The following is a 24,747-nucleotide window of genomic DNA, read 5'->3' as shown; positions in this document are numbered from 1 at the left end:
TTTTTTGTTTTTATATTTAAAAGGAGTTCGACTATGAACAGAAGAGAATTATTAAAGAACGGATTATTGGCAGGAACATTGAGCATGATTCCTTTCTCCGGCTTAATGGCACAGTCTAAAACAACTGTTGAAAAAACTGGTGATGACCTTTCCGGATTTAAAAAACTGCAGCTTGGTGAGCTTGAACTATTTGTTCTTACGGACGGATATATCCATGAAGAAAACCTGAATTCATTTGCACCAAGAGGCACTGTTTCAGAATTGAAAGCAATTCTTAAAGATAATTTCAGACCGGAGAATTATATTGATATGGCGATGAACATTCTATTGGTTAAAACAAAGAATAAACTCATCTTATTGGATACCGGAATGGGTATTTTTGCCGATGAAAGAAGCGGATTTTTATTGAAAAGCCTCCAAAAAGCAGGATTTTCTCCGAAAGATGTTACCGATGTCTTTATATCTCACGCCCATCCGGATCACATTGGCGGAGTCGTGGATGAACAGAATCAGTTTGTTTTTCCCAATGCTGATATTTTTATTTCTAAGATAGAACATGATTTCTGGATGAAAGCTTCCATCAAAGATTTCAGCAACAGTGCATTGAAAACACAACCTGGATTTCTTAATCAGATAATTCCTGCAATTCAGAATATTTTGAAAACGATTCAGCCCAAACTGAAGTTTTACGACCTTAATCATCCATTGTATGATTATTTTAGCTTCCGGTTAGCTCCCGGTCATACACCAGGATTAACCGTTACAACCATTTCTTCAGGAAATGAAAAGCTGATCTATATTGCAGATCTTATCCATTCTGATGTGGTCCTTTTTCAACACCCTGAATGGGGCTATTTTGGGGACACTGATCTGGATATCGCAACAGCTTCAAGAAAAAAACTCCTTCAGCAACTGGCGGATACCAGAATCAGAGCGTTTGCTTACCATTTACCCTGGCCGGGCCTTGGCTACACAAAGAAAAAAGAAACAGGATTTGAATGGTTTCCCGAAGCTTTTATGAATTAAGTGTTAGGTATTAGGTAATAGGTAATAGGTAATAGGTAATAGGTAATAGGTAATAGGTTGCAGGGATTAGGGACGACAAATAGAAATTGGAAACAAGGAAATGTTATCTTAACCAATACGAATAAAGTGCTTGGCATTCCCATCCTCTGGAGGGGTGTCAAAAATTCAAAGAATTTTTGACGGGGTGGTCAAAACGGAATGATACATCATACATGCAATACAATCAATAGCAGCGGACTTTAGTCCGCTTTCAAAAACAGTATTCCTCTATCCGCCTTCAGCCAAAACTTATTCATCACCTCACTGAAACAACAGATCCTCCCAGGCAACGGAAGGATCTGTTTAAAACATAAGAAAAAATTAGAGTTTTATCATTAAGCTTCTCCAAATACCAATTCAGGAGAATACAGCTTTCTGAACATGATGTAAGTTACCGTTAACACAGAAAAGGCAACAATTGCATCTACCGTAGACGGAAAACCCAGGACCGCAATTTTTGAAAAGAAAGCAAAAAGAATATCAAAGAACATTCCTGCAAACACCCATTCTTTTAGTCTCAATAATTTATTGGGAAGCAAAAGAACTATAACTCCGGAGATTTTAAAAATTCCTAATATATAAATAAAATGAGGCGGATATCCAAGCTGTCGTGTAATATCCCATACAACCGGATTTTTTGTCAGTTCAAAGAAACCGCTGGCTCCAAACCATAATGACATAAAAATAGCACCTGACCAATAGATAATTTTTGTAGTTTTTGTTTTCATTGTTGTAATTTTTAGTGATAATTAAATTGTATAGTATTTTATTTAAAAGCTGTTTTTGCTGATCCTGAGATTTCTCCCGTTCTCCTATTCTGAATAAAAGCGATGACTTCCCAGTTTTCCGGAGAAAAGCCTTCCGGAAGTTTAAATATTGTGATTCCTTCCTGCTGTTTATTCAATGAGATGAGGTTTTGCTTGTGGACAATCTGCCAGTGATGCAGATGACGTCCTTCATTTTCACCTTTCCCAACTTCCGTGGAAGAATGTTTTTCAACCAGATTAACGAGCAGCATATTCTGAGGATCTGCGGAAGGTGTTTTATACTGAACATCAATTTTATGCTGAGAAATGGCGGCAGATAACTCTACAGGTGTTTTTTTAGAAGTAATCAGAGCTTTCCGGATGGCATTTCTGATATTATTTTCATCAGATCCTACAAATTCTGTTTTTCCGTTCACTACCAGCTGTGGAGTATAAACCTGTGAATTCAGCAGGCGGCTGTACTGCTGTTGCCGTTGAGAGTTTTCAGCCGTACTGAAGCGGTCCTTCCATCCGAGACGGTTCCAGTAATCAACATGGTAGGAGAGAAGGTAAACAGGCTCATCTTTGTATTCCTTTTCAATTTTTCCCATCAGTTCATCTGCAGGAGGACAGCTTGAACAGCCTTCTGAAGTAAAAAGTTCCAAAACAGTGAAACCATTATTTTCTGAAGTGGAATGCTGTGCTGTCTTCTGATCTTTATTTTGATGAATAAATGCTGAGGCTGCAAATAATACTGCGGTAAAAGCGCTTACTGTAATTAAGTTTTTTAGTATCATGTCTTTTAATTTGATTCAAAAGTAGATACTTGATAAAGGCAAAAGAATACAAAATAGGTTCAACCGGACAAATTAAGAGGTGAATCCGGAAATTGTGAGGGGAAGGATTTTAGGATGGAGGCTGGAAGTTTCTGAGCACGAAATAGAATAGAGGTTTATTTTTAATATAAGCCAGGAAGCTTAAAAAATTAACAAAAGAAAACCCTGATCATCTCAATCAGGGCTATAGTATATTTAAATAAAAATTTTATTGATTATAAAGCCTTCAAGTACTTCCAGCACCCAGCTTCCAGCTTCCTTTTTCCTCTACCTGTCCTCAAGCCACGTAAAAAAACTATGCGTTTTTTCTTTATTAATTAAAAGTTTTTCGGGAGTTTCAACGGTAAGCTTTACGAGTATTTTACGCTGAAAATAATGCTCCATTTCTTTAATCGCTTTAAAATTAACGAGATATTGCCTGTTGACTCTGAAGAATTGTTTGTCGGAAACCTGTTCCGCCACTTGTCCTAAAGGCTGGGTAAGAGGAAACTGTTCCTTTGCGAATGTAACCAGGTGGGTGATCTCATTATGAATGTAAAAATAAGCAATGTCTTCGGTAGGAATGGTGGTGTATTTCTGATTTTTAAAAACCAGAAAACTACTCTTACCTGCGGCAGCAGGCTGGCTGATTTTCTGTATCAGAGACTCCAGGTCCGGAAGATCATTTTTCTGGAAGAATTTTTTCAGTTCATCAACCTTTCGCAGGGCTTCGGCAATATCTTCCCTGGAAAAAGGTTTCAAAACATAATCAACTCCTTTACTTTTAAAGGCATCCAGCATATACTGATCAAAGGCAGTACAGAAAACCACAGGGCAGGTAATCTCCACCGATTTGAAAATTTCAAAGGAGAGTCCGTCCGAAAGATGGATATCCATAAAAATAAGGTCAGGTTTGATCTCCTTTAAGCCTTCAATACTTGTTTCAATACTGTCGTAAACACCCAGTATCTTTGATTCCGGTTTTAAGTCTGAAATTAAATTTTGCAGGGATTTTGCCGCCCTGAATTCATCTTCAATAATGATTATATTCATGGATTAATGGTAGTTTTATCTGAAATGTTTTTTCGTCTGAATGAATGGTAATATCCTTTTCCAATAAATGTTTGTAGCGCATTTTAATATTGTCAAGTCCAACACCCAAAGAATCTTCGGGGGTTACTTTTCGCTGTATAGGATTTTCAATAACAATTTTGTCATCTGCATTATAGATTTTGATGTGTAAGGGCTTACTTTGCGAGACAATATTATGTTTGATACAGTTCTCCACCAATAGCTGAAGGGTAAAAGGAGGAATAAGCGTTTGAGCGATTTCTTTTCCAAGTTCGTTGGTAAACTTAATCCCTTCTCCAAAACGGGCTTTCTGAAGAAAAAGATAAGAATCCACGATTTTCATTTCTTCCTGAACGCTGATCAGATCCAGTTTACGGCTTTCCAGCGTAAAACGGTAAAAATCAGAAAGCTTGACAATAAAATCAACGGTTTCTTCGTCATGAGTCTCTGCCATTAATTTTAACGTATTCAAACTGTTGAAAAGAAAATGCGGATTGATCTGCTGTTTTAATAATTCATACTGAGCGCCCAGATTATCACTCTTTACCTTTTCCAGTTCAAGCTGTATCTGCTGCCCTGTATAGTTGTTCTGAAGCAGCGTAAGAAACATATAGCAGACCAGGTTAATCAGAATTCCCCTTACTTCCACCATCAGCATTACAGGACCAAAATTGATATGAGACAGAATCAGCTGCTGAATCCATGCCAGTCCAAACATAATCACCATCCCGAAAGCCAGTACCACCATCAATCTGGAATAAGAGATATGCTGTCTGCGTTTTCCTGTACGGTTCAGCATATAGATATTGATATACCACATGATGACGGAAAATGCTGCTGTAATGGCCGAGTTTACCGCGGCCTCTTTCCAGTTGAACTCATGAGACGCCAGCTGGGGTACAGAAGATAGAACTCCCAGGAAAATGGAGCTTATCCAGATGATGGCCGGTGAGATTTTTATTTTTTGCTGTTGCATGAAATCTGCTGATTTGAAAAGGTTAAATTAATGTTTTTATTGGAAATATTATGATAAATAGTGAAACAGAAATTTTATTATGGCCTCACTACGGGACGGTAGCTCATGAAATACTGTATTCTTTCTTTTGGGTTTGAGAAAGTATTCTCAGGCTGATCATTTTTAAGATCATAATAGACATTTCCGGCACTGTCTGCCTGAACAGTTTCGATACTGACCAGTTCTCCGGTGATGGTTCCTCCAATATACTGAGGATTGTCATGGTATTTCCAGGTAACCAGTTTCATCACAGCACCTGCTTCAGGGGTCTGGATTTCTTTTGTTAAAGATTCCAGTGCTTTTTCGTTCCCATATAAGGCAGACATAGTTTCTTTTTTAGGATTTAAAGAATTGGAGATGAATTGGAGATTTCCCGGGTCAAAAACAACCCTTGAAAGGCCATTATTCGTATTACTATTTTCTTTGCTGCAGGCGGTAAGAGAAACAAGGCTTACCAATAAGATCAGGATTGTATTTTTCATTTTTTCTGTAAATTTTGAATGAGTCTTTGGGTGTTTACTTTCATGGGAACATCAAACAGATATCCTGTTTTTTCAGCGAGTTGTCTGTGGCAGGCAATGCAGGATTCTTTGGCGAAGGACGCCGTTTTTCCTGTCGGATGAAGATCATCTCCTGAAAATTTTGCAAATCCCCAACCCTCTGTATCTTGATACTGCTTGGAATCTTTAACCATAAACTGTGCGTTGATAAACTTTCCGGGTCTGATTTCTCCATCCGGAAGCTCTTCTTGTTTCCATACGGATTTTACTACCACACTTCCGTCCGGCCACGGATGAAAATTCTCTGTTTCCACAGCCTTTACCGCAATATCATTTCCATAAATTACACGAATAGAGTTATCAAACAGCGTACTCATACTTATTACTTTCCAGTTCTTAAAATCATCGGTGTATCGAACCCCGTTGGGAGAAACCGGGAAATTGGTTGATGCCGGAACAGGTACAGTGGATGATACCTGAGGTGTCTCAATCTTTTTTTGAACAGATGGGCTTGCTGAAGATAATGAAAGTGTATATTTTTTGATCGTTTCAATATCTTTTGCCGTAATCTTAGCTGAAGGATGCAGAAGGGTGTACTCGTGGAGAGGCATTTTACCACTTTGCATCATATTGAGAATAGCGTACATTTTTCCCTGATGTTCTGCAGGAGATAACTTTTCCCATTCTGAGAAGTTCAGGACTTCTCTGGCTCTTTTGATATCTTTGTTTACAGCCCAGGAAACAGGAGCAAGTTTATCATACCAGCTTAAATTCTGCTGATTGGAATGACAGCTGAAACATGAGTTTTCAAGAATACTGATCACTTCCTTTGGAGCTTCAATTTTCCCTGTAACCGGTTTTCCTTCCAAAGGTTTACTGAATAACTGCAGCCCTCCGAAGATTCCTAATATTGCCAGAAAGACAATGGCGATGGGATTTCTTTTTTTCTTTACGGTATCCATAATGAGTATTGTTTTTATTTTCTGATTCAAAAGTAGCTGGGAAGCCCGTACTGTGAAATGGAAAACAGACTGAGCTGGACAAATCAAAAGGCGAATCCGGAATTTTTAACCCCGAAAATTCACATGAAAAATCCCGGTAACACAATTACCGGGATTTGATTAAATCTGTTGTTTATAAAGTAATACCACCATCTATCACAATTTCAGTTCCGGTGACATACCCGGAAGAATCGTTATCGGCTAAATAAGTAACCAGTTTCGCAACTTCCTCAGCAGTTCCCATTTTCTTTAATGGGATCTGATCTATGAGATGATTTTGAATATTTTTCAACGTTTCTTCATCCAGACCCGCCTTACTCATGATTTCGGTTTGTATAGGACCAGGACTTATCATATTTACTCTGATTTTTCTTGGAGCTAATTCTGCTGCTGCCGTTTTGGCAATAGAATTTAATGCTGCTTTGCTTGCCTGGTAAGCGGAACTGTTGGGTTTATAGGTAGAAGCCACAATAGAAGATAAAAAGATGACAGAAGCACCATCATTAAATAATGGAATGAATTTGCTTAAAGTAAAATAAGCTCCCCTGAAATTAATATTCATCACCTGATCAAAATTTTCGATATCCATTTTTTCAATAGGAGTCAACGTACCTGTAATTCCTGCATTGATAAACAGGATGTCTATTTTCCCGAATTGTTTCTCAATATTTTCTTTTAAAAGATCAATATCGTTAAGGTTGGCCTGATCTGCGATAAACGGAATGGCACCAAGTTCGCGGGCTGCTATTTCTACAGCATCTTTTCGCCTTCCGGTAATGATCACGGTTGCTCCTTCTGAAATAAGTTCTTTTGCCGCAGCGAATCCGATCCCGCTGTTTCCTCCTGTTACGATAGCCAGTTTGTTACTGAATTTTTTCATTGTAAATTTTTTGACAAAGTTATTTCAAAATGGTATACTTTTGTAACCAGTATCACAGAGTATATCAGTATCATTCATGATATCACTTAATTTTGCAACTATGGAAAGAAACCAAAACGAAGAACTCAGGGCATTACAGGATACCCTTTATTTTATCGGAGGAAAATGGCGTATTCCTGTTATCAATTCACTTTGTAACGGAAACAGACGTTTCAGGGAAATTGAACGAAGTATTCCCGGAATTACCACCAGAATGCTTTCCAAAGAACTGAAAGATATGGAACTGAATAAACTGCTAAAACGCACTGTTTATCCCGAAACTCCTGTTTTAATAGAATATGAACCTACAGAATACTGCCGAACCTTTGGAAATATCATTCAGGAAATGATCAACTGGGGCAGGGAGCATAGGAGAGTGATTGTGGAGGATAGAAAATAATACCAACAAAAAACCTCTCACGAAGGAGAGGTTTATAACTATTTGTCAAAAATTTCGATCATTACATTGTCAGGAATTATTCCCGAATAATCATAAGACTGAACGTTGAGTTGAGTAACTGAACTTACACAGACTACCTTATTATTATAGCTGAACACTTTATAAGGATATCTCTTTGTATTGATTGTCTTGGTTTTTGTGTAAGAATTGATGTTATAAAGCTCAATGGTCTTACTTGTAGTTCCTGCAATAATACTGTTACTATCAAAATCAAAACTTGATAGCTTGGAATTTCCGGAAGGCAGATCATTCTGATAAATCATTTGCGAATTATAGACAGAACCTGAACTTGCCGTAATGATTCTTCCATCAGGAAATGCTTCAAATATCCTGTAATTAAGTGGGTGATCTCCATGATAAGTATCGTCCTGATGACTGATGTAATTACCATTAAGATCAAAATTATAAAGATCCATATCTACAGGTGAAATATTCTGTGTTATGGTATATAATTGCACAGAACTTCCTACAGCTTTTCTCATCCTTCCGCTATTATAATAAAGCTGAGGTGATTGAGAAATGATAGCTTTTGTAGCCCTGCTTGCTGACTTAATCACACTGGAACTGCTATTACTATTTGAAGAACCGTAAAGTATACCGTTATGATATACAGTACTGATGAGCGGCATTCCGAAACTCACCTGAGCTTTTAATGTCAGATCATTTCCATCATAAATATCTACCCAACCATCATTTCTGGGAACATATAGTTCTACACTTCCATTATAGGTTCCAATATCAGAGTAGCCTAAAGTTGCATTTGTGCTGATCTGATGGGTAACAGAGTTTGTATTCACATCATAAATAGCAATTTTCCCATCCGTATCTAATAGGTACAGCTTTCCGGAGTTTTTATCAAATTGGGCATCAAAAGTTTTAAGATTAACCAATTTGATCTCAGGTCTTTCAATTTTTATAATGTTACTTTTAACCTCTTCACCATTAGCCTTAATACCAATAACCTGATATTCTACATAAGGGTTAAATGGTACGGCTGAAGTAAATGTAAACTGATTCGGATAGCTATTACCAATTTCGGATTGTATCCCATTTTGAGAATCACTTCTTACAATTTTATAATGATTATAAGTGGCATCTCCGCTGAGCGTCCATTTTAAGCTTACCGTTTCAGTGGTATCACTGTAAGTTGAAGTTAAATTGATCTTATTTTCAATAACAGGAGGTGTTACTGTGACCACCTCCGTAATATCATCGTTTGAACTGCTGCATGAAAATATTGATAAATAAGCAAATAATAAGGTTATAGTTTTTTTCATAAATTTTAGATTCCGTCAATAATTTCATTTAAAACAGTGCTAGGTCTCATGGCTGCATATGTTTTATACGTATCAGCTTTGTAGTAACCTTCAATGTTCTGAGGTTTACCCTGAGCACCAATTAATTCAGCATTGATTACTTCCTCATTTTCCTGCAGTGCCTGAGCAACAGGAGCAAACTGAGCAGCCAGTTCAGCATCAGCAGTCTGGTTCGCCAACGCTTCAGCCCAATACATTGCCAGATAGAAGTGAGAACCTCTGTTGTCTATCTGACCTACTTTTCTTGCAGGAGATTTATCTGTAGCTAAGAATTTAGCATTAGCTTCATCCAATGCATCAGCTAAAACCTGAGATTTTGTATTCCCTTGAGTTTGTGCAAGATGCTCTAAAGAAGCCTGAAGTGCTAAGAATTCACCCAGAGAATCCCATCTTAGGTATCCTTCTTCCAGGAACTGCTCAATATGTTTTGGAGCAGAACCTCCGGCACCAGTTTCAAATAAACCACCACCATTCATCAATGGAACGATAGAAAGCATTTTTGCAGAAGTACCAAGCTCAAGGATTGGGAAAAGGTCAGTTAAATAATCTCTCAATACGTTTCCGGAAACTGAGATTGTATCTTTACCTTCTCTTGCTCTCTTCAATGTTTCAGTCATAGCGTCTTTTACATCAAGGATTCTGATGTCAAGACCTGTTGTATCGTGATCAGCAAGATATTTTTCTACTTTTTTAATGATTTCTCTGTCGTGAGCTCTTCCTTTGTCTAACCAGAAGATAGCAGGAGTATCAGATAATCTTGATCTGTTTACCGCTAATTTTACCCAGTCCTGGATAGGAGCATCTTTAGTCTGACACATTCTGAAGATATCATCTTTTTCTACTTTCTGAGAAAGAAGAACGTTTCCGGCTTCATCCTGAACTTCTACAGTTCCGTCAGCTGATAATTGGAAAGTTTTATCGTGAGAACCATATTCTTCAGCTTTCTGAGCCATTAAACCTACGTTTGGAACAGATCCCATTGTGGTAGGGTCCAATTTTCCATGCGCTTTCATATCGTCAATCACAGACTGGTAGAAACCTGCATAAGAACGGTCCGGAATGATACAAACGGTATCTTCTTCATTTCCGTCTTTGTTCCACATTTTACCTCCGCCTCTTACAAGAGCAGCCATAGAAGCATCAACGATGATATCTGAAGGCACGTGGAAGTTGGTAATTCCTTTATCAGAGTTTACCATAGCCACTCTAGGTCCTTCAGCAAGAGCTTTTTCAATATCAGCTTTGATGTCAGCTTCCTGAGCATTTCCTTTGATTTTTTCGAAAAGATCAGCAAGACCGTTGTTTGGATTAATATCTAAAGATTTGAATGTCTCAGCATATTTAGTGAATACTTCTTTGAAGAAAGTCTCAACAATAGCCCCGAAAATGATAGGATCAGAGATTTTCATCATCGTTGCTTTAAGGTGAGCAGAAAGAAGTACATTTCTGTTTTTAGCTTCTTCGATAGCCTCCTGAACAAATGCTTTTAAAGCTTTTAAGTTCATAACAGAAGAATCAATTACTTCACCAGCCTGAAGACCTGCGAAGTCTTTTAATACAGATTCGGAACCATCATTACCTTTGAATACGATTCTGTATTTTGTAGCGTTTTCTAACGTTGTAGAAGTTTCTGTACCATAGAAATCACCATTGTTCATGTGAGCTACGTCAGTTTTGCTGTCAGATGCCCAATCACCCATTCTGTGAGGATTAGCTTTTGCATAGTTTTTAACAGCTTTTGGAGCACGTCTGTCAGAGTTTCCTTCTCTTAATACAGGATTTACAGCACTTCCCAATACTTTGGCATATTTAGCTTTAATTGCCTTTTCTTCGTCATTTTTAGGTTCTGCAGGATAGTTTGGAACTGCGAAACCTTTACCTTGTAATTCAGCAATCGCTGCATCCAATTGAGGTACAGAAGCAGAAATGTTCGGTAACTTAATGATGTTGGCTTCAGGTTGTGTTGCCAGTTCTCCAAGTTCTGCCAAAGCATCACCGATCTTTTGGTCGTCTTTTAAAAACTCAGGGAAGTTGGCTAAAATTCTTCCTGCCAAAGAAATATCCGGTACTGCGATTTCGATATCTGCTGATTTTGTAAAAGCTTTTACGATAGGTAAAAACGAGTGAGTAGCCAGCATTGGAGCTTCATCAGTAAGTGTGTAATAGATTTTTGATTTTTCTGACATTATACTGTTATTTTTTATTTGAAATTTTAAGTCCCACAAATTTAGTAAATATCATTGTTTTATTGAAGATATTTCCATAAAAAAAAGAGGCTTTTGAGTCTTTATACTGATATCTGCTTAATTTATGTTCACCTTCCGGTTACATTTATTTTAGAAATAATTTTATAATGTTCAGAGGCTGAACTTTTTGTCGCTGAAATCATGCTTTTTCAAGGCTGCCGTTATAGAATTATTTTGTCTGATAAAACTGATTATCAATAAGATGTTTTTTATTTTCACTTTAAGATTAATTTAACCATAATAAAACCGGAAAAATTTTCTTTTTTGATTACATTTGAAAAAATAAAAAATAAAATATTATGTCAACGACAATCACTTTAAAAGGAAACGAAGTACACACAATAGGAGCATTACCATCAGTAGGAACCACGGTAAAAGATTTTGCATTGGTAGATTCAGGATTAAATGTGAAAACCCTTCAAAATTTTGACGGAAAGAAAAAAGTATTCAATATTTTCCCAAGCATTGATACCCCTACCTGTGCCGCTTCTTCCAGAAAATTCAATGAGGAAGCTTCAAAGCTTGATAATACGGTGATCATCAATGTTTCTAAAGACCTTCCATTTGCATTAGGAAGATTCTGTGCAGCTGAAGGGCTGAATAATGTAGAAACACTTTCAGACTTCAGAAGCAGCTTCGGAGACGATTATGAAGTGACCATTGCGGATTCTCCGATGAAAGGGTTGTTGAGCCGTGCCGTGATCGTTACAGACGAAAACAACAAAGTAGTATATACTGAGCAGGTTCCTGAAATTGCCAATGAACCTAATTACGATGCCGCTCTTGCAGCATTGAAGTAATAAAATAATTTTTGTAGAAAAGCCTTGTGAATGTCATTTTTGCAAGGCTTTTTTAATCAAAAAATTTGAACATGGTAAAAAGAATCGTAGTCAATATTAAAACGAATACTATTTCAAAAGCCAGCCGGTTTTATCAGGAAATTCTGGGACTGGATGTTTTGATGGATCATGGCTGGATTAAAACATTGGGTAATGAGGAAGAAGCCAAAGTTCAGATCAGCTTTGCTGAACAGGGAGGAAATAATACAGAAGTTCCCGACCTGTCCATTGAAGTGGATAATGTGGATGAAATCTATGATAAAATGAAAAAGGCAGGCTTTGAAATCACTTATGAACTTACCCATGAAGAATGGGGAGTACGAAGATTTTTCGTTATAGATCCATTTGATAGGCTAATTAATATACTGTCTCACCAATAAAAACGGTTCTATGGATCCGTATGTTTTACCGTAGTTGATTATTAATAATGATCCGGATCATTAAATTATAAGGTGAATAAAACTTACCTTTACACTTTAATCTTAGAATGAAACGATCAGGAACAGCAGATTTACCTCTTCACTATGGCAAAGTACCGCCATGGCTGTATGAACGCATGTCTGTTCTAGGGCTTTCTATTATTGAAGTCATTCTCATGGATTACGGTAAAGACGAGGTCTTACGCCGTCTGGCAGATCCATTCTGGTTCCAGAGCTTTGGAGCGGTGATGGGAATGGACTGGCATTCTTCGGGGATTACCACTTCCGTTATGGGAGCTTTAAAACGTTCTGTTAACCCGAATTCTCAATCGCTGGGACTTTATATCTGTGGCGGAAAAGGTAAATTTTCCCGCGAAACTCCATCAGAGCTCATTAAAATTGCAGATAAAACCGGATTGAACGGAACAGACCTGGTAAGAGCTAGCAAGCTTTCTGCAAAAGTAGATAATACGGCTATTCAGGATGGCTATCAGTTGTATCTGCACAATTTCATTCTTTCAGACAATGGAAACTGGAGCGTCATTCAGCAGGGAATGCATGAATCCGACGGGACAGCAAGACGTTATCACTGGCACTCGGAAAATATTACCTCTTTTGTAGAACAGCCGCACACAGGAATCAATGGGATTTCAAGAGGAAGAATTCTTAACCTTACCGATACTGAAGCCTCAGAGAACAGGAAAGGAATTCTGGATATTTCCCACACCGATTCTGCGGAAGTGATGAAAGATTTTGCAAGACTGATTCTTCCTGCCCACCATGATGTGCAGGCTTCTGATGTTGATTTAAAACGATTGGGAGCACTTTTATATGTTACCAGAGAACAGCAGCCACAAAATTTTGAAGACCTGTTGATGCTGGAAGGAGTAGGACCAAGAACCATGCAGTCATTGGCTCTGGTCAGTGAAGTGATCCACGGAGCGCCGTCAAGATTTGCAGACCCGGCAAGGTTTTCCTTTGCTCATGGCGGTAAAGACGGACACCCTTTCCCGGTGCCGATCAATACGTATGATGAAAATATCAGCATCCTTAGAAAAGGGATTGAAAAATCCAAACTTGGCAATTCTGATAAGTTGAATTCTTTAAATAAACTTCATCAGATCATAACAAAAGCAGAAAAAGATTTCACTCCGGATTTTGATATTCAGCAGGTGATTGAAGATGAAAGACAGAATTCCTGGCGCTTTGGCGGAAAAACCGTATTTGGCGATGCCCAGAAACCCAATAATCCTCCTAAGCCAATACAGCTCTCTCTGTTTTAGATTTTCTATTTCTTTTAAAAAGCTTATGATTACTATCATCGGCCAATAGTCATTCCCATCCTCCGGAGGGGTGGCGAAAATTCAAAGAATTTTTGACGGGGTGGTTTAAATGGCTGTTTAATATTATAGGTTTTAAAATAATATTTGTTATAGTGTAGTACATGGCTTTTTATAAAGGTGTTACATTCTTTGTTTAATGTTTCTTGCTTTTAATTCAATTAAAAATTTTACTTTTAAAGACTTAAAAAAATTGACACCAATGACCAATAAAGCCTTAGAAATCTGCTATGATTTCCCTTTCTTTTTCCCCGAAGAGCTTGCTGAAATATTTCAGGCTCATGAAAAAAAATCTTTCCAGAAGGGTGATTTCATTCTTGAGGAAGGAAAAACGGCCAATGAATATTATATTCTTGAAAGCGGATTGGCGCGTTCCTATGTGAATGATTTCAACGGAAATGAAGTAACAACCCACTTTTTTGTAGAAAATGAAGTCATTATTGAGGTTTTGTCAATGTTTCAGCGGGTTCCGTCTCAGGAAAATATTGTTTGTATTACCGACTGCGAGTGCTGGAGGCTGGATTATGATACCTTCCAGGAGTTGTTCCATAAAATCCCCAACCTCAGGGAATGGGGAAGATCGTGGATGTCTCAGGAGCTTTTTGCCTACAAACAAAGATCTGTAGAAATGTTTACCCTTTCTGCCACCAGAAGATACCTTAATCTGCTGGAGCAAAAATCTAAAGTCATACAATTTGCCCCCTTGAAACAAATAGCGTCCTATCTGGGAGTTACAGATACTTCTCTGAGCCGTATCCGTAAGGAAATCGTTTCTCATCCTAAGAAAATTTAAATCTTGCCTTATGGCAAGTAGATTTTCATTGCACCTCGGTAATTTTGGATTACAGATTAACACTAAAATTACGAAAAATGAAAGTCAATCAAATTTATGTGAACCTTCCGGTAAAAGATGTACAGAAAACAAAAGAATTCTGGACTAAGGTAGGTTTTTCTATCAATGAACAATTCTCTGATGATAAAGCAACCTGCGTTGTTTTGAATGATACCATCTATGTGATGTTTCTCCAGGAAGATTATTTTATGACCTTCACCAATAAACCGGTTGCCAAAGAAAATACCAGTCAGGTTCTTGTAGCGGTAGGTTTGAACAGCCGTGAAGAAGTAGATAAAATAGTAAACACTGCTGTAGAGAACGGAGCACGGCAGCATGAAGAGCCCGAGGATTACGGATGGATGTATCAGAACTCCTTCTGGGATCCGGATGGACATGGCTGGAATATTACTTTTGCAGATATGTCTCAAATGCCTGCTGAATAAATTAATCCAAATAAAAAATAAATCTTGCCATAGGGCAAGCACATTCTTACCGAATCCCGGTAATTTTGGATAACAATCACCACTAAAATTTACAAAATGAATATTACAGATATTTACGTCAATTTACCTGTAAAAGACGTTCAAAAAACCAGAGAATTCTGGACGAAGCTTGGATTTTCTATTAATGAACAGTTTTCAGATGAGAAAGCAATATGCGTAGTCATGAAAGAAAATCATATCTACACCATGTTTCTTAAAGAAGAATTTTTCCAAACCTTTACCAACAGGCCTTTTGCGAAAGGAGATACTACACAGGTACTTCTTGCTATCGGAGTCAACAGCCGGGAAGAAGTAGACGGTATGGTAAAAACAGCGATCGAAAACGGAGGGTCAAAATACAGTGAGCCTGTAGATTACGGATGGATGTATCAAAGCAGTTTTGCTGATATCAACGGCCATCAGTGGGAAGTAGTGCATGGTGATGCCTCTCAGATCCCTGCAGAATAATCCATAACACCACAAAATATATCATATGGAAACAAAATCAAACGATATAGAAATCATAAAAAATCAGGTAACCAGTAACTATTTTGTGATTACGATGAATATCGATGGTATTACCCACGAAGAATCTATGATTTTTCCCAATGGTGAAGCCAATTGTATGAACTGGATCCTTGGACATTTAATTTACATCAGAAATCCCTTACTGAATATTTTAGGAGAAGAATCTGTCTGGGATAGTGAAAAATTTTCTTTCTATAACAGGGGTGAAATTGCTTTAGATCATCAAGATAAATTGATTGGTTTCGAAGATTTAAAATCCTATCTTAAACAATCCCAGGACAAACTGGAAGCAAAGCTCAGCACGCTTGAGAGTTTTAAACCTGAAATGGTTAAAGATATATCAACCTTAAGCCTTCATGAAATCTATCACAGCGGGTAGCTGGGTTACCTCCGCAGAATTTTAGGAAAACCGGGTGCTATAAAATAGCATGCTATTTTTAGACTCCTTACTTCGCTTAAATATTAGTATTATCTTTTAAGGTGAGTACAATTTTATCGAAGATAAAATCCTCGCGCCTTAAAAAACGCATGGTTTGTAAAACTCTTAGCGCCTTTGCGTTTCTCCAACCTACTAACCTCTAATTTCTAACTTCTAATCTCTGATTAAAAATGAACACACCAAAATCAAAAAAAATGGAGCTCGTTATTCCGGCTTACAGAATGCATTCCCAAAGCTTTATAAATGTTTTGGACGGCATTTCGGAAGAAGATGCCTTGAAAAGAATTGAAAATAAAACCAATCATATCGTATGGATGGCAGGAAACTTTGTCAATATGCGCTACGGATTAGGTTCAGTACTTGGACTTCAGGGAGAAGACCCGTACAATGATTTGTTTTTCCAGGGAAAAGCACTGGATGAAAGTTTTAAATATCCAACCCTTGCTGAACTGAAAGAAAACTTTCATACAATTTCATCCAAAGTCTTTCAAAAACTTCAGGAAGTAACCGATGAAGAGCTGGATGAAATATTTGAAATAGGAATGAACATCCCTTTCATTAAAGAAACAAAACTCAATTTTGTCGGAATGTGCATCGGCCGTGAAGACTATCTCTGCGGGCAGATAGGTCTCATGCGCAGAATTTTGGATTATCCGGGAATGAAATATGATGTGGACGAAAATCTTAAATATTAATAATGAATCCAGTAGAAAAAGGCTATAAAAAAGTCAACGGAATCCAATTATATTACGAGATCTACGGATCAGGAAAACCTGTGGTTTTAATCCATGGCGGTGGCTCTTCAATGCTTTATGATTTTAAAGAAGTCATTGCAAGGCTGGAAGGTAAATTCCAGCTGATAGGAATCGATTTACAAAATCATGGCAGAAGTGAGCACCGCGATATTCCGGAAACCTTTGAGCAGGACGCAGACGATGTTGCAGGACTTTTGGCCGAACTCAACATTGAAAAAGCTTCATTCTGGGGATTCAGTAATGGAGGAAGTACGGTGATGCAGATTGGCCACCGACATCCGGGTATTGTTGAAAAACTGGTTGTTGCCTCCGCTTTCTACAAAAGAAGTGGAATGATAGACGGATTTTTTGAGGGAATGCAGGAAGCAACTTTTGAATCAATGCCGGAACCCTTTAAAATTAATTTCTTAAGCCTCAATCCTGATTTTTCAAAGCTTGAAAACCTTTTTGAGAAAGATTGTACAAGGATGCAGACTTTTCAGGACTGGAATGATGAAGTGCTGAGGTCCATCAAATCACCTGCATTATTTATCAGCGGCGATCAGGATGTGATGAAGCCGGAACATACTGCCGAAATGTGGCGGTTGGTGAAAGGCTCCCGGTTATTGATACTTCCCGCAACTCATGGTACTTATATGATGCCGGATTTTGATGGAAGTATTGATACCAACTTAATCGACTTTACCGTCAGGGAAGTAGAAAAATTTTTGAACCATTAAGCGTTTTTTTTATTCATAGTAAATTAATTAATCCTTAATGGATCAACAGTAGAAACAATATTTTATAATAATAACTTTAAAATTAAAAATCATGGCTAAGTTAAATCCGTATCTGAATTTTGATGGAACAGCTGAAGAAGCGTTCAATTTTTACAAAAGTGTTTTCGGTGGTGAATTCGTTGGTGGAATTCATAAAATGGGCAATGCTCCCGGTACCGAAAACCTGTCAGAAGAAGAAAAAAACAGGGTAATGCACATCGCCCTTCCTGTAGGTGGAGATCTGTTAATGGCCTCCGATATTGTACCGGCATTCGGGCAGACTCTTACCGTAGGAAATAATAATTATGTGTCTATTTTCCCTGATTCAAAAAGCGAAGCAGACAGGATTTTTAAAGAACTTTCTGATGGCGGAAACGTGGAAATGCCTATTGAAGATCAGTTCTGGGGAGACTACTTCGGATGTTTTCAGGATAAGTATGGTGTTCATTGGATGGTGAACTATAATGAAGAATCTGCAAAATAATCTTATATTTAACTAATGATAATAAAGAGATGCTCATTTTTGGGCAGCTCTTTATTTAAACTTTTAAAAATATAGAACTATGGATCCAATTAAAATAGACATCACAATTTTAGCACCGGTGGAGAAGGTTTGGAATTATTTCAATGAACCCAAACATATTACGAAATGGAATTTCGCCCACGAAACCTGGCACTGTCCTAGTTCTGAAAATAACCTTGTCGTAGGAGGCAAATTCAAAAACAGAATGGAAGCAAAAGATAAAAGCTTCGGATTTGATTTTGAAGGCGTATATGATGAAATAATTCCTCATGAGATCATTAAGTATCACCTGGAGGACGGACGAAAAGTGGAAGTTGTTTTCGATAAAATAGATGAGAACACAACAAAAGTGATTGAAATTTTCGATCCGGAAAAACAAAATTCTGTGGAAATGCAGCGGGATGGCTGGTATGCTATTCTCAACAACTTCCACAAATATGTTGAGAATCATTAACAATATTTTTTTGTAGCCATGATCAATTTAGTTATCATGTCAAAGAGTTTAAACTCTATTTATTCTTTTAATTACGACTCTGAAGAAGAATTCCTTCACGGAGTTATTGCAATACCGGCAAGAAGAGCCTTAGAAAAAGAAAAAATAAATTCTTTGGAAAAACTTTCAGATTATTCCGAAAAAGAAATCATGCAGCTTCATGGTTTCGGTAAAAATGCGATGATGAAACTGAAGAATTACATGAAAGAAAATCAGGTCTGCTTTAAAGAAGCATAATATATACAACAGGAAAATTTTGTAGTGTCATTGCGTTAAAAACGAAAGTATATTGTTTAAATGCAAAGACATAAAACTTTTTTTGCTGTTGTACAGAGAATAAAAAATATAGTACCACTGTTAAAAATTAAAATTATGAATAACGATATTTTCCCATGTCTCTGGTATGATGGAGACGCCAAGCAGTCTGCAGAATTTTATTGTAAGGTTTTCGGAGGCGAAATCACAGCAGATACTCCTGTTGTTATGAATATTGATTTGTTTGGACAAAGAATCATGCTTCTGAATGGAGGTCCTCAATTCAAAAAAAATGCTTCCATCTCTTTCATGGTCATCTGTGAAACAGAAGATGAGGTTCAAAAATACTGGGATCATCTGCTGGATGGCGGAATAGCTTTGATGGAACTGGGATCTTACTCATGGAGCCCGAAATACGGATGGGTTCAGGATAAATACGGTGTAACATGGCAGTTGTTTCTGGGAGAAAAAGCAAGTGATCAGAAAATAATTCCTACTTTGATGTTTATCCATGCGAACAACGGCAAAGCCAAAGAAGCAATGGAACTTTACACGAAAACTTTTCCCAATTCAAGCATAGGAAATATATTGACCTACGGAGCAGGGAGCGAAGGACATGACATTCCGGAACCGGCAGAAAATGTTCAGCATGCTCATTTTACAATCGATAATTACAGCGTATTCTGTATGGATAATTCCTATGATCACCCGTTTGACTTTAATGAAGGAATATCTTTAGTTGTGATGACTGATGACCAGGAGCAAACGGACAGATATTGGAATGCCTTTACAGCCGATGGCGGCAGAGAAAGTATGTGTGGCTGGCTGAAAGATAAATACGGACTGAGCTGGCAGATTGTTCCTAAAAGACTCATCCAGCTGATGAATGATTCTAACCAGGAAAAAGCCTATAAAGTTGTTCAGGCGATGATGAAAATGCAGAAAATTATTATTCAGGATCTGGAAGATGCTTATAATTCTTAAATATTTTCGGCGTATTGTTTGATGTGATTTAGAAAAAAGATTTGCATATGAAAACACAGAACAAATCAGACTCTAAGTCAAAAGTCCCTAAAGAAGGGGTGTTTCCGGAAATTATCCGGAACGATTATCAGGGAAGCCGGAAGCTGCAGGGTAAAAAAGCGGTTATTTCCGGAGGAGACAGCGGCATAGGACAGGCGGTGGCCGTTCATTTTGCGCGGGAAGGAGCAGATGTCGCCATTATCTATAAAGAAAGTGACGATGATGCCAGAGAAACCCAGAAGCTGGTTGAGAAAGAAGGACAGAATTGTCTTCTGATCAAAGGTGACCTGACGCGGAAAACTTTCAGAACCAAATGCGCAGACAAGGTTAAAACAGAATGGAAGAATATTGATATTCTTGTTAATAATGCAGGAATTCATACCTCAAAAAGCAGTCTCGAAAAAATTTCTGATGAACAGATTCAGGAAACGTTTGATACCAATATCATTTCCATGATTTCGTTCACCAGAAATTTTCTTCCGATGATACACAAAGGAGGACGGATTATTTGTACAACCTCTGTTACAGCGTACCGCGGAAGTGATCACTTATTAGATTATGCGGCAACAAAAGGTGCTGTTTTGTCCTTTATCCGGTCTCTGGCCGATAATCTTGCAGAAAAAGAAATCCTGGTAAACGGAATTGCGCCAGGACCTATATGGACGCCATTGGTGAAAGAAGCTTTTGATGATCTTTCCACCTTTGGAAAAGACACTCCGCTGAAACGTGCGGGACAACCTTCTGAAGTAGCACCAGCTTATGTTTTTCTTGCCTCAAAGGATGCAAGCTATATTACAGGAGAAATTATTCATATCAATGGTGGTGATTTTGTCGGAGGATAGAATGAGAAGCTAGAGGCTAGAAGTTAGAAGCGGTCACAAAATAGCACTCTTACTCTCTGACTCTCAAACTCAACCACGAACACAGTCACCTGCAACCTAATATCCACCACCTAATCCTTTAAAAAATATATGGAAAAATTATCATATGAAATAGAAATCAATGCCGAACCCGAAAAAGTATGGAGTGTCCTTTGGGGTGATATTACCTACAGACAATGGACAACAGCATTTACAGAAGGTTCTTTTTATGAAGGAACGCTTGAAGAAAATAATATTGTCAAATTTCTTGATCCGAAAAACAACGGAATGTACAGCAGGGTGGAAAAAATGATTCCCAACGAGGAAATAAAATTTTTGCACCTTGGAGAAATTTATGAAGGCATTGAAGTTCCTCAGGACTGGGGAGAAGCTACAGAGGCTTACTTTCTTGAGGAGAATGAAGAAGGCACTTTACTGAAAACAGAAATTCAGACACCGCCAGAATTTAAAGAATTTTTTGAAGAGAAGTTTCCAAAGGCGATGTCACTCGTTAAACATCTTTCAGAAAATCAGCTGTAAATAATTGAGTTAGAATTAAAGAAAAATCTGCGAGCTCTGAGATTGCTTCGCTTTGCTCGCAATGACCACCCTAAAAAAATAAAAAATGGAAACCTTATCATACGAAACAGTAATTGATGCGCCTATGCAGAAAGTGTGGGACATCCTATGGAATCCTGAAACATATAGTGAATGGACTAAGTATTTCGGAGCAGGGTCTGTTATGAAATCCGACTGGAAAGTAGGAGGGAAAACCTATTTCCTGAATGCACAGGGAGAAGGAATGGTTTCAACCATAGACAGCATGGACGAGCCCAATCATATTGTGTTCAAACATCTGGGAATGGTAGATAAAGAGGGGCATGAAGATACCCAAAGCAAAGAAGTCATGGAGTGGAACGGGAGCTTTGAGAAGTATTTTCTGATAGACTTTGACGGAAAAACAAAACTTCATGCCGAAGTTCAGGTAGAAAAACAGTGGCAGGATCATATGAATACAGGCTTCACAAAAGGATTGATGGTTGTCAAAAGTCTTGCGGAAGGAGTGAGCCTTGGTTCAGTGTAAAGAAATTCAACGTTTAATGTTTAATGTTTAATGTTTAGAGTTGGTATCTTATCCTGAATACTGCTACCTGCCGCCTAAAACCTACTGCTTAAAAATGAAATTACTTGTAATACTTTTCGCAACTTTTATTCTGGCTTTGCTGGGGACTTTTTTGTTTCAGGGAAAGCCGGATTTTATATTTTCAGGAAACCTGGGAATGGCTGTTTTCATCCTATTTACAGGTTTTTCCCATTTTAAATTTCAAAAAGGAATGGCGATGATGATCCCTGATTTTATTCCTGCCCGAATGTTTTGGGTATATTGTACAGGAGTTCTGGAGATTGCGGCAGGAATCGGGCTTATGATTCCGGCCATCCGTGAGATAACAGCAATTTTACTCATTATTTTCTATGTATTGGTTTTTATAGCCAATATCAATTCTTCCAGAAAAAAGATTAATATTTTTAAAGCCGATTACACAGGGCCGGGAATGAAATATCTTTATACTCAAAGGATTCCCATGCAGATTATTCTGATCGTCTGGACCTGGTATTTCGGAATTTATTTACATTAAAAAAGACAGTCTGTAAAGGCTGTCTTTTTTATATAATCGGGATTTTTTTAATTAAATGAGATGAAAATGTAACATTTTATAGGTGTAAAGAGTCTTATTGTAGAAAAGCATAAGTTTTTATTAATCTAAAAATGAAATGCCTATATAACTTTAACCTTTAAAACAGAAGTTATGAATCTAAATCACAACATTTTCGGTACAGCCCTTATTGTACTATCCACCATTATGACCAACGCACAGAGTTCTACTGCCAAACTGCCGGGAGATCCTACTTTGCCATCTTCCAAGGCTAATCTTGAAAAGCTTATTTCTTACGATAAAGGAAACTTTACATATAAAGTTGAAGATTACTTTGCAAGACCAAAAGCCTCAGCATTTAAAATCTCTCCGGACGGGAAATATCTTTCCTATAAAGAAAAAGATCAGGAGAAAAAAAATCATGTTTATGTAAAAGATCTTAGCACCGGAAAAATTACCAAAGCTATTGTAGAAAAAGATGATCTGATAAGAAACTATGGCTGGCTGAACAAAAAACGCCTTTTCTATACACAAGATAGGGGCGGAAATGAAAATATCCACCTGTATGCTACCGATACAGACGGAGGGAATCAAAAGGATCTGACACCTTTTGACGGAGTAAAAGTGCAGGGTATTATTCCTCTAAAAGATACTGATTTTGTTGTGGTTACCATGAATAAAAACAACAAGCAGATTTTTGAGCCTTTTAAAATCAATTTCATTACCGGGGAAATGACCCAGCTGTACGAAAATAAAGATGTCAACAGCCCTATCGACGATTATCTTTTTGATAAAGACGGAAATCTTAGAGGTTATAGCGTCCTTGAAAACGGATTAACCACCAAAACCTATTATAAAGATCTGCAGACCGGGAAATTCAATCTGATTAAATCTGCAGACTGGTCTGATACCTTCAGTATTATAGAGTTTAATGAAAATTCTAAAAATAAAGATGAAGCGTATGTAGTAACCAATCTGGATAGCGATAAAGCGAGAATCGTCCTGTATGATCTGAAGAAGAATGCAGTGATTAAAGAGGTTTATTCCAATCCTGTATATGATGTAAGCTCAATAAGCACAGCGGGTAAAAACAGGAACTATGAGCTTGATTATATCAGCTATGAAGGAACCAAGGGAGAAACGGTTCCGGTGAGTAAATTCTATAAGGAAATACATGATAAGTTAAAATCTCAGTTTGGAGACAAGGAATTTGGAATTGCTTCTTCTGATGATAATAATGATAAACTTCTGGTTGTTGTAGGAAGTGATAAGCTGTATGGAACCTATTATGAATACGACACCAAAACCAAGCAGACCAAACTTCTGTACAACCTGATGCCACAGCTGAAGGAAGAAGACATGGCTGAAATGAGACCTATTGAATTTAAAAGCAGGGACGGGTTGACAATCCATGGATATATTACCCTGCCTAAAGCAGCATTGGAAGGTAAAAAAGTTCCTTTGATTGTAAATCCTCACGGCGGCCCTCAGGGAATCAGGGATAGTTGGGGATTTAATCCGGAAACACAGCTGTTTGCCAGCAGAGGTTATGCAACCCTTCAGGTGAACTTCAGAATCTCCGGCGGATACGGAAAATCATTCCAGAAAGCGGGTTATAAGCAGATCGGAAGAAAAGCGATGGATGATGTGGAAGATGGTGTAAAATATGCCATTGAACAAGGATGGGTAGATAAAGATAAGGTTGCTATTTACGGAGGAAGCCACGGTGGATATGCAACATTGATGGGATTGATCAAAACTCCTGATTTATATGCTTGTGGAGTGGATTATGTAGGGGTATCCAACATCTTTACTTTCTTTGATTCTTTCCCGGAATACTGGAAACCATACAAAGAAATGGTAAAACAGATCTGGTACGATCTTGATAATCCTGAGGAAGCTAAAATTGCTAAAGAAGTATCTCCTGTGTTTCAGATTGATAAGATTAAGAAACCTTTATTCGTAGTACAGGGAGCTAATGACCCAAGGGTTAACATTAATGAATCTGATCAGATTGTAAAAGCAATGCGTGCCAAAGGATTTGAAGTTCCTTATCTGGTAAAGTACGATGAAGGACACGGATTTGGGAAAGAGCCGAACAGAATTGAGCTTTATAAATCGATGTTAGGATTCTTTGCAGAAAATTTTAATAAATAAACTATTAATTAAATAGCATTTGAACGGAGGACTTAGGTCTTCCGTTTTTTTTTATGGTGAATGTCATTGCGAGTAAAGCTAGGCAATCTCATTAGGCTTTAATAGGTTGGATAATCGCAAAGACGCTAAGCTTTTTATTCTTTATATTGTTTTTAAGGCGCAAGAAAATCAATGATTTTCAGCAAACGATAATCATTGATTATTTTGCAAATCAAGGGTAGTTAAACAGTTT

General features: G+C 37.7%; 29 protein-coding genes. 20 read left to right on the top strand and 9 right to left on the bottom strand.

The genetic code is table 11. The features are described from left to right. Positions 1–33 precede the first annotated feature (33 nt). Positions 34–1,026, top strand: a complete 993-nt coding sequence (locus tag V0410_RS06925; protein ID WP_330746854.1) for an MBL fold metallo-hydrolase — start codon at positions 34–36, stop codon at positions 1,024–1,026. A gap of 374 nt (positions 1,027–1,400) precedes the next feature. On the opposite strand, the gene V0410_RS06920 is transcribed toward V0410_RS06925, so the two are convergent. The 7 genes from V0410_RS06920 to V0410_RS06890 form a co-directional block, all read right to left on the bottom strand. Beyond that, positions 1,401–1,793, bottom strand: coding sequence for a DoxX family protein (locus V0410_RS06920; RefSeq protein ID WP_330746853.1), 393 nt, complete (start codon positions 1,791–1,793; stop codon positions 1,401–1,403). A gap of 38 nt (positions 1,794–1,831) precedes the next feature. Next, positions 1,832–2,608: a DUF1223 domain-containing protein gene (locus V0410_RS06915; RefSeq protein WP_330746852.1), complete on the bottom strand. Its 777-nt coding sequence runs from the start codon at positions 2,606–2,608 to the stop codon at positions 1,832–1,834. 306 nt (positions 2,609–2,914) lie between these two features. Then, positions 2,915–3,679, bottom strand: a complete 765-nt coding sequence (locus tag V0410_RS06910) for a LytR/AlgR family response regulator transcription factor (RefSeq protein ID WP_330746851.1) — start codon at positions 3,677–3,679, stop codon at positions 2,915–2,917. Continuing rightward, positions 3,660–4,673, bottom strand: coding sequence for a sensor histidine kinase (locus V0410_RS06905; protein WP_330746850.1), 1,014 nt, complete (start codon positions 4,671–4,673; stop codon positions 3,660–3,662). Before V0410_RS06905 ends, V0410_RS06910 begins: the two co-directional genes overlap by 20 nt. A gap of 77 nt (positions 4,674–4,750) precedes the next feature. Further along, entirely contained in the window at positions 4,751–5,194 is a 444-nt protein-coding gene (locus V0410_RS06900) for a hypothetical protein (protein ID WP_330746849.1), read from the bottom strand. After that, a complete protein-coding gene (locus tag V0410_RS06895) occupies positions 5,191–6,174 on the bottom strand; it encodes a heme-binding domain-containing protein (RefSeq protein WP_330746848.1) in 984 nt (327 codons plus the stop codon). The genes V0410_RS06900 and V0410_RS06895 overlap by 4 nt, the downstream gene beginning before the upstream one ends. A gap of 172 nt (positions 6,175–6,346) precedes the next feature. Next, a complete protein-coding gene (locus V0410_RS06890) occupies positions 6,347–7,093 on the bottom strand; it encodes an SDR family oxidoreductase (protein WP_330746847.1) in 747 nt (248 codons plus the stop codon). A gap of 100 nt (positions 7,094–7,193) precedes the next feature. Here V0410_RS06890 and V0410_RS06885 point away from each other — a divergent pair, with 100 nt between their 5' ends. Beyond that, positions 7,194–7,532, top strand: coding sequence for a winged helix-turn-helix transcriptional regulator (locus V0410_RS06885; protein WP_330746846.1), 339 nt, complete (start codon positions 7,194–7,196; stop codon positions 7,530–7,532). 38 nt (positions 7,533–7,570) lie between these two features. Here V0410_RS06885 and V0410_RS06880 read toward each other — a convergent pair whose 3' ends face one another. Together V0410_RS06880 and V0410_RS06875 are read right to left on the bottom strand one after the other, a co-directional pair. Continuing rightward, entirely contained in the window at positions 7,571–8,869 is a 1,299-nt protein-coding gene (locus V0410_RS06880) for a hypothetical protein (RefSeq protein ID WP_330746845.1), read from the bottom strand. Positions 8,870–8,874: 5 nt separating this feature from the next. Next, positions 8,875–11,094 (bottom strand): NADP-dependent isocitrate dehydrogenase, encoded by a 2,220-nt coding sequence (locus tag V0410_RS06875; protein ID WP_330746844.1) that lies wholly within the window; start codon positions 11,092–11,094, stop codon positions 8,875–8,877. A 359-nt stretch (positions 11,095–11,453) separates the two neighbouring features. Here V0410_RS06875 and tpx point away from each other — a divergent pair, with 359 nt between their 5' ends. From tpx to V0410_RS06785, 18 genes are all read left to right on the top strand, one after another. Further along, complete coding sequence (gene tpx, locus V0410_RS06870; RefSeq protein ID WP_062675275.1) at positions 11,454–11,954, top strand: thiol peroxidase; 501 nt, start codon at positions 11,454–11,456, stop codon at positions 11,952–11,954. A gap of 71 nt (positions 11,955–12,025) precedes the next feature. Next, on the top strand, positions 12,026–12,373 hold the full coding sequence (locus tag V0410_RS06865) for a VOC family protein (RefSeq protein WP_330746843.1): 348 nt from the start codon (positions 12,026–12,028) through the stop codon (positions 12,371–12,373). A 107-nt stretch (positions 12,374–12,480) separates the two neighbouring features. Further along, positions 12,481–13,695 carry a DUF763 domain-containing protein gene (locus V0410_RS06860; RefSeq protein WP_330746842.1) on the top strand — a complete coding sequence of 405 codons (1,215 nt, stop codon included), beginning with the start codon at positions 12,481–12,483 and terminating at the stop codon, positions 13,693–13,695. Between the two features lie 259 nt (positions 13,696–13,954). Further along, positions 13,955–14,545 (top strand): Crp/Fnr family transcriptional regulator, encoded by a 591-nt coding sequence (locus V0410_RS06855; protein ID WP_330746841.1) that lies wholly within the window; start codon positions 13,955–13,957, stop codon positions 14,543–14,545. 77 nt (positions 14,546–14,622) lie between these two features. After that, positions 14,623–15,030 (top strand): VOC family protein, encoded by a 408-nt coding sequence (locus V0410_RS06850; protein ID WP_330746840.1) that lies wholly within the window; start codon positions 14,623–14,625, stop codon positions 15,028–15,030. 96 nt (positions 15,031–15,126) lie between these two features. After that, positions 15,127–15,537, top strand: coding sequence for a VOC family protein (locus V0410_RS06845; protein WP_137906013.1), 411 nt, complete (start codon positions 15,127–15,129; stop codon positions 15,535–15,537). A 25-nt stretch (positions 15,538–15,562) separates the two neighbouring features. After that, complete coding sequence (locus V0410_RS06840; RefSeq protein WP_330746839.1) at positions 15,563–15,976, top strand: hypothetical protein; 414 nt, start codon at positions 15,563–15,565, stop codon at positions 15,974–15,976. Between the two features lie 254 nt (positions 15,977–16,230). Beyond that, the gene (locus V0410_RS06835) at positions 16,231–16,731 is read left to right on the top strand and encodes a DinB family protein (RefSeq protein WP_330746838.1); all 501 of its coding nucleotides are present in this window, start codon (positions 16,231–16,233) and stop codon (positions 16,729–16,731) included. Between the two features lie 2 nt (positions 16,732–16,733). Next, on the top strand, positions 16,734–17,510 hold the full coding sequence (locus V0410_RS06830; protein ID WP_330746837.1) for an alpha/beta fold hydrolase: 777 nt from the start codon (positions 16,734–16,736) through the stop codon (positions 17,508–17,510). Between the two features lie 91 nt (positions 17,511–17,601). After that, positions 17,602–18,033, top strand: a complete 432-nt coding sequence (locus V0410_RS06825; RefSeq protein WP_062675266.1) for a VOC family protein — start codon at positions 17,602–17,604, stop codon at positions 18,031–18,033. Positions 18,034–18,112: 79 nt separating this feature from the next. After that, positions 18,113–18,526 carry an SRPBCC family protein gene (locus V0410_RS06820; RefSeq protein ID WP_110010389.1) on the top strand — a complete coding sequence of 138 codons (414 nt, stop codon included), beginning with the start codon at positions 18,113–18,115 and terminating at the stop codon, positions 18,524–18,526. Between the two features lie 36 nt (positions 18,527–18,562). Next, the gene (locus V0410_RS06815) at positions 18,563–18,802 is read left to right on the top strand and encodes a hypothetical protein (protein WP_330746836.1); all 240 of its coding nucleotides are present in this window, start codon (positions 18,563–18,565) and stop codon (positions 18,800–18,802) included. A gap of 135 nt (positions 18,803–18,937) precedes the next feature. Beyond that, entirely contained in the window at positions 18,938–19,804 is an 867-nt protein-coding gene (locus V0410_RS06810; protein ID WP_330746835.1) for a VOC family protein, read from the top strand. Positions 19,805–19,851: 47 nt separating this feature from the next. Continuing rightward, the gene (locus V0410_RS06805) at positions 19,852–20,685 is read left to right on the top strand and encodes an SDR family oxidoreductase (protein WP_330746834.1); all 834 of its coding nucleotides are present in this window, start codon (positions 19,852–19,854) and stop codon (positions 20,683–20,685) included. A gap of 129 nt (positions 20,686–20,814) precedes the next feature. Continuing rightward, positions 20,815–21,243: an SRPBCC domain-containing protein gene (locus V0410_RS06800; RefSeq protein ID WP_330746833.1), complete on the top strand. Its 429-nt coding sequence runs from the start codon at positions 20,815–20,817 to the stop codon at positions 21,241–21,243. 85 nt (positions 21,244–21,328) lie between these two features. After that, the gene (locus V0410_RS06795; protein ID WP_137906015.1) at positions 21,329–21,787 is read left to right on the top strand and encodes an SRPBCC family protein; all 459 of its coding nucleotides are present in this window, start codon (positions 21,329–21,331) and stop codon (positions 21,785–21,787) included. A gap of 94 nt (positions 21,788–21,881) precedes the next feature. Continuing rightward, complete coding sequence (locus tag V0410_RS06790) at positions 21,882–22,340, top strand: DoxX family protein (protein WP_330746832.1); 459 nt, start codon at positions 21,882–21,884, stop codon at positions 22,338–22,340. Positions 22,341–22,511: 171 nt separating this feature from the next. Then, on the top strand, positions 22,512–24,515 hold the full coding sequence (locus tag V0410_RS06785) for a S9 family peptidase (protein ID WP_330746831.1): 2,004 nt from the start codon (positions 22,512–22,514) through the stop codon (positions 24,513–24,515). The last annotated feature ends 232 nt before the right edge of the window (positions 24,516–24,747 follow it).

Source organism: Chryseobacterium sp. CP-77, from assembly GCF_036362765.1.
Lineage (GTDB): Bacteria > Bacteroidota > Bacteroidia > Flavobacteriales > Weeksellaceae > Chryseobacterium > Chryseobacterium cupriresistens.
Note: the sequence above shows the minus strand (reverse complement) of the source record. Positions and strands in the feature narration are given on the sequence as shown.